The 14969-nt window shown below is 48.1% G+C and carries 15 protein-coding genes and 1 tRNA gene; 2 read left to right on the top strand and 14 right to left on the bottom strand.

The features are described 5' to 3' along the window. Positions 1-24: 24 nt before the first annotated feature. The 5 genes from HC352_RS04130 to pepN all read right to left on the bottom strand — a co-directional run bounded on the left by HC352_RS04130 (position 25) and on the right by pepN (position 5115). Positions 25-378, bottom strand: coding sequence for an RNA polymerase-binding protein RbpA (locus HC352_RS04130; protein WP_168918603.1), 354 nt, complete (start codon positions 376-378; stop codon positions 25-27). A 233-nt stretch (positions 379-611) separates the two neighbouring features. Further along, complete coding sequence (locus HC352_RS04135) at positions 612-1127, bottom strand: MerR family transcriptional regulator (protein WP_168918604.1); 516 nt, start codon at positions 1125-1127, stop codon at positions 612-614. Between the two features lie 174 nt (positions 1128-1301). Further along, a complete protein-coding gene (ftsR, locus tag HC352_RS04140) occupies positions 1302-2057 on the bottom strand; it encodes a transcriptional regulator FtsR (protein ID WP_168917713.1) in 756 nt (251 codons plus the stop codon). Continuing rightward, positions 2054-2506, bottom strand: coding sequence for an FHA domain-containing protein (locus tag HC352_RS04145; protein ID WP_168917714.1), 453 nt, complete (start codon positions 2504-2506; stop codon positions 2054-2056). Before HC352_RS04145 ends, ftsR begins: the two co-directional genes overlap by 4 nt. Positions 2507-2583: 77 nt before the next feature. Beyond that, positions 2584-5115, bottom strand: coding sequence for an aminopeptidase N (pepN, locus tag HC352_RS04150; protein ID WP_168917715.1), 2532 nt, complete (start codon positions 5113-5115; stop codon positions 2584-2586). Positions 5116-5243: 128 nt separating this feature from the next. Between pepN and HC352_RS04155 the strand changes: the two genes are divergently transcribed. Then, positions 5244-5317: transfer RNA gene (locus HC352_RS04155), tRNA-Pro, on the top strand. Between the two features lie 90 nt (positions 5318-5407). Here HC352_RS04155 and HC352_RS04160 read toward each other — a convergent pair. From HC352_RS04160 to xerD, 8 genes are all read right to left on the bottom strand, one after another. Continuing rightward, positions 5408-6007, bottom strand: coding sequence for a hypothetical protein (locus HC352_RS04160; protein ID WP_168917716.1), 600 nt, complete (start codon positions 6005-6007; stop codon positions 5408-5410). A 145-nt stretch (positions 6008-6152) separates the two neighbouring features. Beyond that, positions 6153-7667, bottom strand: a complete 1515-nt coding sequence (gene der / locus HC352_RS04165; RefSeq protein WP_168917717.1) for a ribosome biogenesis GTPase Der — start codon at positions 7665-7667, stop codon at positions 6153-6155. Beyond that, positions 7664-8362: a (d)CMP kinase gene (cmk, locus tag HC352_RS04170; protein ID WP_168917718.1), complete on the bottom strand. Its 699-nt coding sequence runs from the start codon at positions 8360-8362 to the stop codon at positions 7664-7666. The genes der and cmk overlap by 4 nt, the downstream gene beginning before the upstream one ends. Beyond that, on the bottom strand, positions 8362-9117 hold the full coding sequence (locus HC352_RS04175) for a pseudouridine synthase (RefSeq protein WP_168917719.1): 756 nt from the start codon (positions 9115-9117) through the stop codon (positions 8362-8364). Before HC352_RS04175 ends, cmk begins: the two co-directional genes overlap by 1 nt. Next, entirely contained in the window at positions 9114-9677 is a 564-nt protein-coding gene (gene scpB / locus HC352_RS04180; RefSeq protein WP_168917720.1) for an SMC-Scp complex subunit ScpB, read from the bottom strand. The genes HC352_RS04175 and scpB overlap by 4 nt, the downstream gene beginning before the upstream one ends. After that, positions 9677-10489: a segregation and condensation protein A gene (locus HC352_RS04185; RefSeq protein ID WP_168917721.1), complete on the bottom strand. Its 813-nt coding sequence runs from the start codon at positions 10487-10489 to the stop codon at positions 9677-9679. Before HC352_RS04185 ends, scpB begins: the two co-directional genes overlap by 1 nt. 11 nt (positions 10490-10500) lie before the next feature. Next, positions 10501-11355: a ParA family protein gene (locus HC352_RS04190; RefSeq protein ID WP_168917722.1), complete on the bottom strand. Its 855-nt coding sequence runs from the start codon at positions 11353-11355 to the stop codon at positions 10501-10503. A 20-nt stretch (positions 11356-11375) separates the two neighbouring features. Continuing rightward, positions 11376-12305 (bottom strand): site-specific tyrosine recombinase XerD, encoded by a 930-nt coding sequence (gene xerD / locus HC352_RS04195; RefSeq protein WP_211080716.1) that lies wholly within the window; start codon positions 12303-12305, stop codon positions 11376-11378. Between the two features lie 101 nt (positions 12306-12406). Here xerD and tkt point away from each other — a divergent pair, with 101 nt between their 5' ends. Then, a complete protein-coding gene (gene tkt, locus HC352_RS04200) occupies positions 12407-14494 on the top strand; it encodes a transketolase (protein ID WP_168917723.1) in 2088 nt (695 codons plus the stop codon). 164 nt (positions 14495-14658) lie between these two features. Here the strand turns inward: tkt and secG are convergent, their stop codons facing one another. After that, on the bottom strand, positions 14659-14904 hold the full coding sequence (gene secG / locus HC352_RS04205) for a preprotein translocase subunit SecG (protein WP_168917724.1): 246 nt from the start codon (positions 14902-14904) through the stop codon (positions 14659-14661). Positions 14905-14969 lie beyond the last annotated feature (65 nt).

Raw genomic sequence — 14969 nt, forward strand, 5'->3', positions numbered from 1 at the left:
GTATAAAATGGCAGATTTTGCTACTCAGTGCCGCCGAGCGTAAAGACGGCCGGTGCGAAGTAGCTCTAGGCGTTCGTCGAGAAGAACTTGCAGTTCTTCTTTAGAACGGCGTTCTAGGAGCATATCCCAATGAGTGCGGGCCGGTTTAATAATTTTTTCTTCGCCTTCTTCGCCATGATCGCCAATAAGTTTAGCTTCAGCGCCACATTTGCATTCCCATGTAGCTGGCACATCTGCATCGTGTGCGAAAGTGACAGTAAAGCGATGGCCACGTGAACATAAATATGTTTCATCGTGGCGTTCAACGAGTGCAACACCAATATCTGTCTCTAGTGAATTCGCGCCGATTTTCATTCCACGCAACGAGCGTTCTACCATCGTCATCCTCTCGATATGTCTTTAACGTTTATTCTACACAGTCTTTAAATGAACCTGACTTTGCGGCTTATTTACGGGAAGTACTTATACTACTACGATCCGATAATGTACATTATGTCAAATTAGATTCTTTGGACAAGCAAATCAAGCTGGTCCTATTCCCTATTACTTTCCAAGCCGCCAGTGCGAAAAAATTCCTCAGTGTAAACCACTGAGGAATAATCCTGGAGAAATTAATTAGCCGAAGCTAACCGAGCTTTACGCCGCGCAGCTAACTCATCAACAATTTCGTCCTGAACACGCATAGTTGGAATCTCGCTTAACGAACCTTCAACTTCACGCCATACTTTGCCAAGGGCAATTCCAAATACTCCTTGGCCACCATTGATAAGATCGATAACTTCATCGTTCGAGGCGCATAAATAGACCGAAGCGCCGTCGGACATAAGCGTTACTGAAGCAAGGTCATCAACGCCGTATTCGGCAAGTTGCGTAATGGCAACTCGAATCTGCTGAAGAGAAACACCAGTATCTAAAAGCCGCTTAACAATTTTCAGAACCAAAACATCGCGGAAGGAATAAAGACGTTGTGAGCCAGATCCAAGAGCGTTCTGTATTGATGGCTCAACTACCCCGGTACGCGCCCAGTGATCAAGTTGACGATACGTGATACCTATGGCACGACAAACTGCCGGGCCACGGTAGCCAGTTTCAGTATCGAGATCTGGCAACGTATCCCCAAAAAGCATTTGCTGTGCACGCTGTGGGTGTGCATTGTGTGCAGTTCCGTCAGTCACGGATCCTCCTCATGGAATGTTACTTCCTATAGCCTATTCCTCCACGAAGGATTTGCCAACGACATCCTTGAAGGAAGTTCGGCGTGTCGTTGTGCCGTGTCTCAAGTTCTACTTGAAGTTTTTCATTCATCGAAGCTCAACATCAATACTTTCAAGCAATAAAGCTCGGTAAAGATTCGTCAATAGTGCTGCAAATTCGCCGGTTTCAGCGATTACTCGCTCTTTGGCAAGTGGGGTATTCTTCGCCCGTTCGGTGGCAAGCATGGCAACAACGTGGGCAGCATGTGAATGAGCTGAGTGGCGCACGGCACGCAGTTGGCGGGTATCTAGACCTTTTTCTTCAAGCATCATCACGTAACGCACAATGTCGACTGCTTGAGCGGTAAGTCGGCCACGAGCATCTGGCGTTAAAATCTTTACTTGAATGAGTCTTTCAATATCGGCATAGGACGCACCAACGAGTGCCGCTAACTCACGCACCTGCAACCGTGTTCCAGGGCTTGGTTTGGTAACTTCAGAATCTTCAACTGCACGCATCCGGCCAGGGTGATCAGCTACGTTCTCCCCCGCGTCTAATTGTCGCAACATTTCTTTTATCTGAGGTAAAGCGACATATCGATCGCGTTGCTCTATCAGAATAAAACGCAATCGTTCAACGTCAGCCAAAGAAAATAGCCTCTGATTAGATGCTGTACGTTGCGGGTCTATGAGATTTTGTGACTCAAAATAACGTATTTTAGACGCGGCAAGAAAGGGAAATTCTCGAGATAGCAAATCGATAACTTCGCCTATCTTGAGCGTGCCTTCATGTGAGACATCCTGGGGCCAAGAAAGACCAGAAGCTTTGTGTGGATTCGAACACTTTGCTATTTCAGCACTCATTTAGCCACCTTCGGTGAGCCATAAAATGTTAGCTGAAATTTGCCGATACGAACTTCATCCCCATCGGACAATGCCGCTTCATCAACTTGGTTCATGTTGACATAAGTGCCATTAAGCGAATTTTGATCCCGTACGACAAAACCTTGATCTGTCCGTTCGAAAACTGCATGCTTACGAGAAACTGTAACGTCATCGAGGAAAATATCTGCACGTGTATGGCGACCAACTAATACACGATCGGAGTTAAGTAAGAAACGTGCACCTACGTTAGGTCCATTAAGCGCAATAAGAAGTGCCGACGCCTCAGGTAGCGCATTAATAGTAGCAATATCTTCCGCATCAAGACCACGTCCGGGGGTAGGAGAATCAGGCTGCTGCGAGATCGCACTAAACCGTGATGTAGCAGTGGGATCTTGCCATTGATCTGGGGTAGTGAACTCGTTATTCATCTTTTTCTCCTTGGGTCACATTTATGTAACATATCTTAGCTTAGGAATGATATGTTATTCATTCCCAAACTCGTTCTTCATCGAGCTTGGTTACGTAACGCACGAACATGGAAATCACGTTTATCTAAAATAATCTTGCGAAGTGCTGCAGGTGCATGCGTTGCATCTGCTAACCATTGAGTTGCTGCGCGTACATCGGCGTTGTCTTCAGGAACAGTTCCAGGTTCAAGATCTGACATAGGATACAGGCCATAAATGAGGCGTTCGGCTAATTCTTGCGAATGGGAAGTCCAGATGTCTTCAATGATTCCAAAGTAATCAGGCAGTGCTTGACGAGCTTCTGCACTATGAAGGTATTGGGTGAAACCTTCAATTAATGCCGATAAGTGATCGTTGGACATATCAGCTTTCATCAGCTTAATGACTGTTGCTTCCCGGTTCCCTGGCATCGATGCGACAGCACGTAGATGCGCAACAACATCGGAAGCTGTTCCCCCTCGTGCCAATTCCGCATCGATATCATCGACAGTAATTGTTCCGCAGGCAGCCCGGGCAGTTAATAGCATCCAACGCAGATCTTTATCTGTTGTTTGTTGGAGGATTTCTGCTACCTCTTCGTCGCGTTTTGGCAATACTGCAGCAACGGTAGCTAAGGCTCGAGTCCAAATTGTGTATGGATCAGAATGTGGTTCAGCTAAGTCGCGGGCTTTAAGAGCAATATCGAAAAAAGCGTTGAAAGATTCACTGCGCTTACGTCCTGCTAGGAAGAACCGAATTGCTTGAATAGCAGAATCGGTGCGTTGCGAAAGCAAGGAAGCTGATGGGAGAAGTGGCTCGCGCGCTACAAAGGAAGCATAAGAACCCGGCTGTATCAGACCGTCGTAGGCCATTTGCCATAATTGTCCTGAAATAACTGAACGTGATAAGTCTTCACGTATCCGATTGTGCAAAGCGCTATCGAGTGACCGCCCATCAAATGCAATTTTCAGATAAGACAGGGCGTCGTCGTTCGGCAAAATGAGATCGACGTCTTCTCCCCCAATTTTTTCCCATGGAACTGTGACGTTATCTCGCAAATCGACGTCGTAAGAAGCAACGCGCTTTAAAACTCCGTCGTTAGCAACAAAACCTGATACTCGAATTCTGTGTGGCCGGCGAATAGGCTGACCAGAGATACTGTCAGTGCCAATTTGGGATAGGCGTGCACCTTCCGCGGTACGTTCAACCATCACAGTTGATACGCCGGTAGTGTGCAACCATTCGTTAGCCCAATCATGTAAATCTCGGCCAGAAGACATCTCTAAAGCCGTGAGAAGGTCATCGAGTGTAGCGTTCGCAAACGCATGTTGAGCAAAATACTGACGTACTCCAGCAAAGAATTTATCTTCACCGACAAAAGCAACAAGCTGACGGAGAACTGCAGCGCCTTTGGCATACGTAATGCCATCAAATGCTTGGTCGGCAGCTTCTAAATCAGGAATATCGGCAACTATCGGATGAGTTGTTGGCAATTGGTCAGTCCGCAAGGCCCAATCTAGGCGTGCCCCAGCAAAATCAACCCAGGCTTCAGTGTATTGGGTAGCAGTGGCACTCGCCCAAGCTCCCATAAATTCTGCGAAAGACTCTTTAAGCCATAAATCGTCCCACCATACGGGCGTAGTGTAGTCACCAAACCACATGTGGGACATTTCGTGCAAAATTGTATTAGCGCGAGAAGCCCGTTGTGCACGCGTTGCTAGCCCGCGGAAAATATAATGGTCTTCGGAGAACGTGACGCACCCAGGGTTTTCCATAGCGCCGAGATTGTACTCAGGAACGAATACTGAATCGTATTTGCCCCAGGGGTAGTCACAGCCAAATGCGGATGGGAAAGTATTAAGGCCTTGTTTAGTAACCGTAGAGATGTCGTCAAGATCGAAATGTTCTGCTAAGGTTGCCCGGCAGTAGAATCCAAGAGCAATTGGCCCTTGGGCCGTTTGAGCAGTGTCGTTAAAACCAACATAAGGTCCAGCGATAAAAGCTGTGAGATAGGTTGACTGGCGTTGGGTAGGAACGAAGCTGACCTCAACGCATTCAGTACCTAGCGAGTTAGGGCTAATATTTACCCGATGGTTTTCTGCGCCGTTAGAAAGGATCGTCCACGAAGCTGGCGCAGCTATGGAAATATGGAAGTGTGTTTTTAGATCAGGTTGCTCAAAGTTCGGGAATACTCGACGGGCGTCTGCTGGCTCGAACTGGGTGTAGAGATATGTTTGGTTATCTTGCGGATCGCGGAAACGGTGTAGTCCTTCACCGGTTGTTGAATACCGTCCCACGCCATCTATACTAAGTCGGTAGGAACCTGGCAGCAACTCAGGGAGGTAGAGACGTGCACCGTCGAATCGCGCATCCACAGCTACCCCATCGATGCTTAAATGTGCTTGATTACCGATAAAGTCAATGAATGTTTCAATCGGTTTGCGCACAGTGACATCGATACGAGAAGTGACGGTAAACGTATCGGTATCTGCGGGAGCTTCCGTTATATTGAGATCGATAATATGTTTGGTGACCTCGAGAGCTTCAGAACGTGCGCGAGCTTCGGAACGGGTAAGATTTTCGGTATTCATATTCTCATTCTGCCACTCTCATAGCTGAGAGCCTAATTATTAACGACGACGATGTGACGATCATACTCGGCGTGTGATTGGCATACGGTCAGTTCGTGTTGTAATCTTGAGACGTTGCTTTGAGTAACCGGGCTATAGCGCAGTTTGGTAGCGCACTTGACTGGGGGTCAAGGGGTCGTGGGTTCAAATCCCGCTAGCCCGACGCAGAGAAAACGGCTCCACCACAACGAAAAGTGGTGGAGCTGTTTTGTTTTGAATCTGCGTATTACCGTGAATGGAGGCGTTCACGTAGTTAGTATCTGTGTGAAAAGAAATCAAGGATCGGAACACCTTGAGAGATTAAGTAATTGCCGATGCCTGTTTCGATATTTGCTCGCTTTAGGCCTTTGGGAATATTTATCAATGGGAAAGCAAGCACGAAAGTGCGGTCCCACTGCTTGTGAAGTGATTTCACAATGATTCCAGGGGTGTTTCGAGTGCATAGATGTGCCTCAAGTGATGGCGGTATATCGAAGTTAATATCGTTGCTGACTGCGACTACGCCAAGATAGCCATCTTGCGTAAACTTCATCCAGACTAAGTCTTCACAATTGCCATATGCATCATGAATCGGTGCATATAACGTACGGTTAAGAACTTCTTGAATTTCGGCATCAGTTAATTCGGAGGCAAACGATATTTGAGGGTTATCTGAGGCTAACATTCCGAGACTTGTTAGAAACTCATTAACGTAGGCGATGATGTCTTCAATTGGTGTTGGTTCTTTCAGTGATTGTTCTTTTGCTATACGAATTCTGAAAGGGGCAGACCCAAAGCGTACAGAGGACGCTCTGCCGTGAGGACGGTGTCGATCTTGAATAAATAGGATGGCTTGCGCTTTCGTCAAGGACATTGATAACTCCACATTGCCGAGTTTAAGGATAATGAAATCATACCAATATACGGCGAAACTGAATTAATACGCGCAATAAGATAAAAGACATGGGTGTCATGATATTCGACAACATCATGACACCCAGCCAAAAAGTTCAGAAAGATTACTTCTTTCGTGCCCGCTTTTGACGAGGACGAACCGATATTTCTACCGGCGAGCCAACGAACCCGAACTCGCGACGCAACCGGTTTTCGATGAACCGGCGGTAGCCGTGATCGAAGAAGCCGGAAGTAAACAGCACGAAGCGTGGCGGACGATTAGCGACCTGGGTAGCAAACAAGATACGTGGCTGCTTGCCCGAACGCACCGGATGCGGATTCGCTGCCTGCAGCTCCCCCAAAAACGCGTTCAACTTACCAGTAGGAATACGCGTATCCCAGGACTCAAGCGCGGTGTTCATTGCACGCGTCAGCCGGTTGGTATGCCAGCCGGTCTTGGCCGACAAGTTGATACGTTCTGCCCATTGGATTTGGACAAGCTCACGTTCGAATTCACGATCGAGTTCTATGCGACGTTCTTCTTCGACCAGATCCCACTTATTCATGATGACGACGACGGCTCGCCCGGCATCGATCACTTGTTGGACCACACGAATATCTTGCTCAGCAATAGGTTCGGAAGCATCCATAAGCACTAAACCAAGCTCAGCTTTCTCTATTGCGGATTGGGTGCGAAGAGTCGCATAGTAGTCAGCACCTTTAGTTAAATGAACTCGACGGCGAACACCTGCAGTATCGACGAATGTCCAAGGCTGGCCATCAAGTTCGATAACCTCATCAACCGGATCGCGTGTCGTGCCAGCAAGCTCATTGACCACCACACGCTCACTACCAGCGAGCTTATTCAACAAGGAAGACTTACCAACATTCGGGCGGCCAACCAACGTAATCCGGCGCGGACCTTGATCCGGACGAGCAAGCGCCACTTCAGAAACTTCAGGAAGCATCTTGACAGCAGCATGGAGTAAGTCGCCAGTCCCTCGGCCATGCAAAGCAGAAATGGGATAGGGTTCGCCCAGACCCAAATTCCACAATGCGGCTGCGTCAGATTCACCCTGTGGTGAATCAACCTTGTTTGCTGCAAGAATTACCGGTTTACCGCTACGACGAAGTAACCGAACCATACGTTCGTCAGTGTCAGTTGCTCCCACAGTGGCATCGACGACGAGCATAACAACATCAGCTTCATTGATCGCCATTTCTGAAGATTCCGAAACCGACTTATCGATACCTTCAACGGCAGCTTCCCAGCCACCAGTATCCATAATCGTGAAATCAACGCCAGCCCATTCAGCATCATACTTCACGCGATCGCGAGTAACGCCCGGAGTATCTTGAACAACAGCGACGCGCTGACCAACTATCCGATTAACCAAAGTTGACTTACCAACATTTGGCCGACCCAGAATTGTTAATACCGGTTTTCCCCACTGTTGCGTAACAGGTGCGAACTCGATCTCACCATCGAGCAGAGCTTGGTCTTCGTCGTCGAGGTCATACTCGTCAAGGAACGAACGCATCACATCGGCTTGCTGAGCCTCCTCGACGTCGTCCTCCCCGATCGGAGTAAAGGTTGCGTTGATGTCGAAGTCGTCATCAAATACGTACTCGTCGCTCATGCGCGGGCCTCTTTCACTAGCTGAATAACTGCCTCAACAACCTCATCTATCCCCAGATTTGAGGAATCAATCGTGGTAACACCATCTTGCGCAGTCATAAACTCCGAAACTGTCGAATCATCGCGATCACGGCGAATAACTTCATCACGAGTCTGTGCTAACGCGTCCGCATCAGCGCTCCCCCGCACTTCCAATGCGCGACGAGCCAACCGGGCTTCCTCAGAAGCAGTCAACAAAACCCGCACATGGGCATCAGGCGCCACAACCGTCGTAATATCACGGCCTTCGGCAACAATCCCACGCCCAGATGAATACGAATCAGGAGCATCCTGGGACTCGATAATTGCGCGCTGACGACGAAGCATCTCTTTACGCACTGGAATATTAACCGCAACTTTCGAAACAACTTTAGAAAGTTCTGACGTGCGGATCGCAGAAGTAATATCTTCGCCACCGCACACAAAGCGTTGAGCTTGAGGATCGAGCACGATCTCTAACGGCATTGCTTTTGTCACTTCCAATACCGCTTGCGGATCATCAAGATCGATATTCTCGTGAATTGCCCACCACGTAGCTGCTCGATACATTGCGCCCGTGTCAAGGTATCCTAACCCGAGTTCCTGAGCCACTCGGCGGGCAACTGTGGACTTACCAGACCCCGAAGGGCCATCAATTGCTATACGTAAACCTGCCATCACATACCTACCATTGACATCAAAGCACCCAGCTCCGAACCAGCAATCTGGCGAACCTGTCCAGGTTTCAAATGTCCAGCAACAATATTGCCGAACTGCATACGAACAAGCTCCATCACCGGATGGCCAACTTCATCCATCATGCGGCGCACGATACGGTTACGCCCCGAATGCAACGTGATCTCAATAATCGAATTCTTTCGGGCAACCTCACGCACAATAAAACGGTCAGCCTTAACTGGACCGTCTTCTAACGTAATGCCCTTTTCCATCACCTTCTGCAAGCCACGGCTGACCGAGCCTTCAACACGCGCAATGTAGGTCTTAGGAACCTCGTAAGAAGGGTGGGTTAACCGATGAACAAGTTCGCCGTCGTTCGACAACAAAATAAGTCCTTCAGTGTCCACGTCCAACCGGCCCACATGAACCAAACGCTGAGGATAATCTTCAACAAAATCAGCTAAGGTTTTACGCCCCTGATCGTCCGACATCGTCGAAACAACCCCTGGTGGCTTGTATAGCGCAACAGTAATTAAGTCCTGATCTAACTGGACGCGATTGCCATCAACATGAATAATTGCCGTCTTTGGATCAACTCGGATGCCTAACTGGCGAACGATAACACCATCGACGCTAACCCGGCCTTCTTGAATCATGTCTTCCGCAGCTCGGCGTGACGCCACACCAGCATGTGCTAACACCTTTTGTAGGCGCTCGCCGTTCGGATCATGAAGATCTTGTGTTTTTCGGCTCATGCCATCTCCTTTACTACATCGTCAAACTCATCATCATCTGGCAAATATGGTGCCAGCGGAGCAAGCTCATCGAGGGAATTCATTCCCATTTTTTCTAAAAATAAATCAGTTGTTTCATACAACACTGCGCCAGTATCTGCAGTTGTGCCAGCCGGCTGAATAAGTCCGCGATTTTGTAATGTACGAACAACAGAATCCACATCAACACCACGAATAGCGGCGATCTGTGCTCGAGTTACTGGCTGGCGATAAGCAATAACAGCCAATGTTTCCAGGGCTTGAACAGATAAACGTGACGAATGGCCGGACGAAACAAAACTACTCACAACATCGGCATAACGTGGATCAGAATAAAAACGCCAACCTCCACCAACATGGCGCAGTTGAAAACCACGCGACGGATCAGCTTGGGCATACTCTTGTGCCATGAGCGTCAATAAGTCATCGATATCCGCCGGTGTAGCCGCCAATATAGGCGCCAGATCAGTAGCCTTAACCGGCTCAGAAACAACCATCAAAATTGCTTCTAACGCCCCACGGCGATAATTATTATCCTGCATTATAAACTCCGCTCTGCATCACTGCGATCGTTAGACTCTAAGGCTACCGTATTTCCTGGCTTAACGCGAATAACAATGAGAGACTCAAGCGGACCGGCTTGATTAATATCGACTTCACCCTGACGCAACATTTCCAACACCGCCAAAAAACGCGATACAACAGTCGCCACATTGACCGCATCTGAACACAGCTGAGCAAACGACATCCGATCGCCAACCATTAACCGTTGGCGAAGCACTGATATTTGAGATTCTACTGGGACAAGCGGATCGTGAATATGATTGATAGCTACTTGGTCAGGGCGGCGAAATAACGCCCCAGCAGCCAAAATAGCCAAATCAACACAGCCAATCGGCACATCGACATCTGGCAAAATATTGTGAAAAGCCTCCTCTAATGGCACATTCCGTGGAAAACTCAACGATTGTGCACTCATATATTGCGCAATTTCTAAAGCAACTTTTTTAAATGCTCGGTACTGTAATAATTTTGCAAATAATATGTCCCGAGCTTCAAAAATTGCCGCTACATCGTCGTCATCACGAGCTTCGCGCGGCAAAAGACGCGCGGCCTTAATATCCAAAAGAGTTGCCGCTACTACCACAAACTCGCTCATTTGCTCCAACGCAGCCTCATCTTGACTGCGAATAAAGGCGATGAAATCATCAGTTACCTGCGCTAACGCAACTTCAGTTACGTCAAGTTGATGCTTTCCAATAAGCGATAAGAGAACATCAAACGGGCCAGAAAAGACGTCAAGGCTGACGGCGAAACTGGACCCGTTTGAAAACAGATTGTCACGCGCAGACATGGCCAGTAAAACTAGGCGCTACCGCCACGCGAAATTAGCTCCCGTGCGAGACGCATATAGGCTTTTGCTCCCACATGTGTCGGGGCAAAAGTCGTAATCGGTTCAGCAGCTATCGTTGCATCTGGGAATTTCACTGACCGGCCAATCATAGTGTCAAAAACCCGGTCACCAAAACGCTCTTTAATCAAAGAAATCACTTCACGAGCATGTAACGTGCGCGTATCGACCATCGTTAATAACACACCGTCAATACGTAGCCGTGGATTAAGACGATCTTGGACACGCTCAATCTGATCAACTAGCAAGGCAACGCCACGCATCGCAAAATATTCTGCCTCTAACGGAATAATCACACCATGCGCGGCGGTTAGCGCGTTAACAGTCAACAAACCAAGTGACGGCTGACAGTCCACAATAATGACGTCATAGCTATCCATCACCGGGCGCAATACACGCATCAATGACTGTTCACGTGCGACTTCATTGATAAGTTGAATTTCGGCTGCCGACAACTCAATATTCGCCGGCGCCACATCAAGATTCGGAACTACCGTGTGATGAATTATCTGAGTGATATCTGGCTTAGTTGCAACCATTTCATCGTAAATAGTTCGCTCTAAGGCCATTGCGTTAACGCCCAATCCCGCGGAAGCGGCTCCCTGCGGATCGAAATCAACGATAAGCACTTTACGGCCATATTCTGCTAAAGCGGCGGCGAGATTAATCGACGTCGTCGTCTTACCCACCCCACCCTTTTGGTTGCACATTGCGATAATGCGCGCAGGGCCATGGGCATGCAATTCTTGCGGAAGAGGAAAATCCTGTTCCGTGCTGATATTAATCAAAGATGGTTGTTCTGCACTCACACTACTAATCTACCGGATATTTAGTCGTGCCACGCACGTGGATGGGCAGTTGCGTACACTTCATTGAGTGTTTCGCGTGTCACCATCGTATAAATCTGGGTAGTTGTGACCGACGAATGTCCCAACATTTCTTGAACAATGCGTACGTCTGCCCCTCCTTGTAACAGGTGCGTGGCAAAAGAGTGGCGAAACGTGTGTGGCGTGATATGCGGTAAATCAGCTTGCCGGGCAATGTCTTGAATAATCCCCCAAGCACTTTGACGCGACAGTGGTTTTCCCCGCTTATTAAGAAATAACGACGATGAACCAACAGTGCTACGAGAAGCAAGGAAAGGACGTCCCCGAACCAGATAAGCATTGATCGCGTCAATAGCATACCTGCCCAAAGGCAAAATACGTTCCTTACGGCCTTTTCCTAAAAGTCGGATAGTAGCTGTGTCGACGTCGATGTCATCAGCAGATAATCCCACAGCTTCTGAAATACGTGCCCCAGTACCGTATAAAATTTCGAGCAATACTCGATCTCGTAATCCAATCGGATCAGTCGATTTAGCCGCAACATCAAGTAGATGCTGCATTTGCGCTATGGTGATCGCTTTAGGTAGACGCATACCGATTTTTGGTGGGCGGACATCAACCGAAGGATCCGTCGTCGTCACTCCTTCAGTAACTAAAAACTCGTGAAAGCGACGAACTGCAGTAATCATTCGGGCCACAGAAGTTGATGCCATCGGCTTGCCCGCAGATCCATTCTGTAAATACTCGGCAAAAGACGCAACGTCTTCATAACTAATCGCAACTAAGGATACAACATGACGTTGTAATAAATGATCACGATAATGGTTAAGATCACGGCGATAGGCAGCAATGGTATGGGGCGAAAGAGAACGTTCAACACTTAGATGCGCAAGATAATCAGATACCGCGTGGCCGAACTCATCCCCTAGCACTAGATATTCCTCCCAGAAAAGGTAGCTGTGAATAGCACGCCATCCACGAAAAAAAGATACGCTATATAGGTATCGTAATTCACTGAAGAAGGATAAGTCAGATGACGTCACTTACTTGGACTAACTTAGACGACCAAGCATTAAGCTATGGTCGAGTATTGGCTGGCGACGCAGTTCAAAAGGCTGGAAATGGCCATCCTGGAACGGCAATTTCATTGGCGCCAGTAGCGTATCTACTTTTCCAAAAAATTATGCGACATGATCCGAAAGATCCACACTGGCTTGGCCGGGATCGCTTCGTGCTATCGATTGGCCACTCGTCCCTCACGCTCTACACCCAGTTATTCTATTCGGGTTATGGCTTAGAGATGGACGATCTCAAGGCTCTACGCACCTTTGACTCTCAAACTCCAGGTCATCCGGAATATGGCTGGACACCAGGGGTAGAAATGACAACTGGTCCGCTTGGACAGGGGCTTGCTTCGGCAGTTGGCATGGCGATGGCAGCTCGTCGGGAACGCGGTCTTTTAGACCCGTCGAGCGTGCATGGCGCCAGCCCTTTCGATCATTTTGTTTATGTATTATGTGGCGAAGGCGATTTACAAGAAGGTGTGACCTCCGAAGCGTCGTCGCTTGCTGGTACGCAAAAACTCGGCAATCTTATTGTTATTTTTGATGATAACCAGATTTCTATTGAAGACGATACTGTCATTGCTTTCAATGAAGACGTACTCGCACGTTACGAGGCCTACGGCTGGCATACCCAGCATGTTCAGTGGCGTAAAGACGAGGGTTATGATGAAGATTTAGACGCACTGTATGAAGCCATCGGCAATGCGCAAAAGGAAACTGAACGTCCTTCTATTATCAAGCTTTCGACCATCATCGCTTGGCCAAGCCCAACGAAACAAAACACTGGTGCTTCTCACGGTTCGGCCTTAGGAGAAGAGGAATTGCGTGGCTTGAAGCAAGCGGTTGGTATTGATCCAGAAGCCAGTTTCCAAATGCCGGATGAGGTTTTAACCTATGTTCGTTCGAATGCTGCCTCGCGTGCATCTCAAGCACGCCAGATGTGGGATAAAGATTTTGCGACCTGGCAAGAGGGAAACCCAGACAAAGCTGCTCTCCTTCAACGCCTACAGGCACGGGAACTGCCACAAGGATGGGAAGAGTCTCTTCCAACATTCGAAAGCGGTACCTCAATTGCTACCCGAGCTGCTTCAGGCAAGGTGCTAACAGCGCTCAAGGACGTATTGCCTGAACTTTGGGGAGGATCAGCGGACCTGGCTGGTTCGAATAATACGACGATGGTAGGAGAGCCATCCTTCCTTCCTCAAGAACGTTCATCGAAAGCATTCCCTGGTCACAAATACGGACGTACATTGCATTTCGGTATTCGAGAGCATGCGATGGGCTCAATCCTTAACGGTATCGCCCTTCATGGCCTTACTCGCCCGTATGGTGGAACATTCTTTGTGTTCTCTGACTATATGCGTCCAGCAGTCCGACTTGCGGCATTGATGCATGTGCCGTCTATTTTCGTCTGGTCTCATGATTCAGTTGGCGTAGGCGAAGACGGTCCGACCCATCAACCGATTGAACACTTGTGGTCTTACCGTGCTATTCCTGGGTTAGATATTGTTCGCCCAGCTGACGCAAACGAGACAGCTTACGCTTGGCGGGGAATCTTAGAACGTGACGCTAATCCGTCAGGCATTATTCTTTCTCGTCAGAACCTTCCGGTCTTTGAACGCGGTGAAGGATTAGCTCATGGCAATACGTTGGCAAGCGCTGCCGGTGTGCTTCGTGGCGGATATGTTTTAGCAGATGCTGAAAAGATCGACGTGGTATTGATCGCTACTGGTTCGGAAGTATCTGTTGCTTTAGAAGCTCGCGAGCTTTTGGCTACCGAAGATATTGGCGCACGTGTCGTTTCTATGCCGTGTATCGAATGGTTTGAAGCTGAAGACGCTGAATACCGTGAGTCAGTTCTCCCCCACGATGTGAAAGCACGCGTATCGGTAGAAGCTGGTTCTACATTTGGCTGGAAGTATATTGTCGGGGATACAGGTTGTAGCGTAGGCATTGATCACTATGGTGCTTCTGCAAGTGGTAATTTCCTTATGAAAGAATATGGGATTACTGCCGAAAACGTTGTTGCAGCGGCTAAAGAATCTATGTCCCGATAAAAGAGTCGCTTCTTCATGATTGTGGGTGTCTTCTCAGTACGTATCGCTCATAGGACACCCACTTCATGGGGCAAAAAATAGATCGGGAGAGCAACCGAGAGATAATTTAAGGCGAGAATAGGAAAACCTATTCTCGCCTTAAATTGATACTTAAGAAATATATTCTAGAACTGTATTTTGGTGATCAGTCCGAGCAAGATAACGCATGTGATCCAGACGAGTGCCACAATAACAGTGATCCGGTTAAGATTCTTTTCGGCAACTCCAGATGAACGCATAGCGGTAGAAATTCCGCCACCAAACATATCAGAGATGCCACCTCCACGGCCCTTATGTAACAAAATAGAACCGATAAGCAAAAGGCTGGAGATAACCAGTAAAACGGTGATGATGATTTGAAGAATCGCCACGATATGAACTCTTTCTAACGTAATACGTAACCTGTTCCAGCATACAAGAATGCGCGGGTAAGAAG

Origin of the sequence: Arcanobacterium buesumense, from assembly GCF_012563545.1 — a bacterium.
In the GTDB taxonomy this organism is placed as follows: domain Bacteria; phylum Actinomycetota; class Actinomycetes; order Actinomycetales; family Actinomycetaceae; genus Arcanobacterium; species Arcanobacterium buesumense.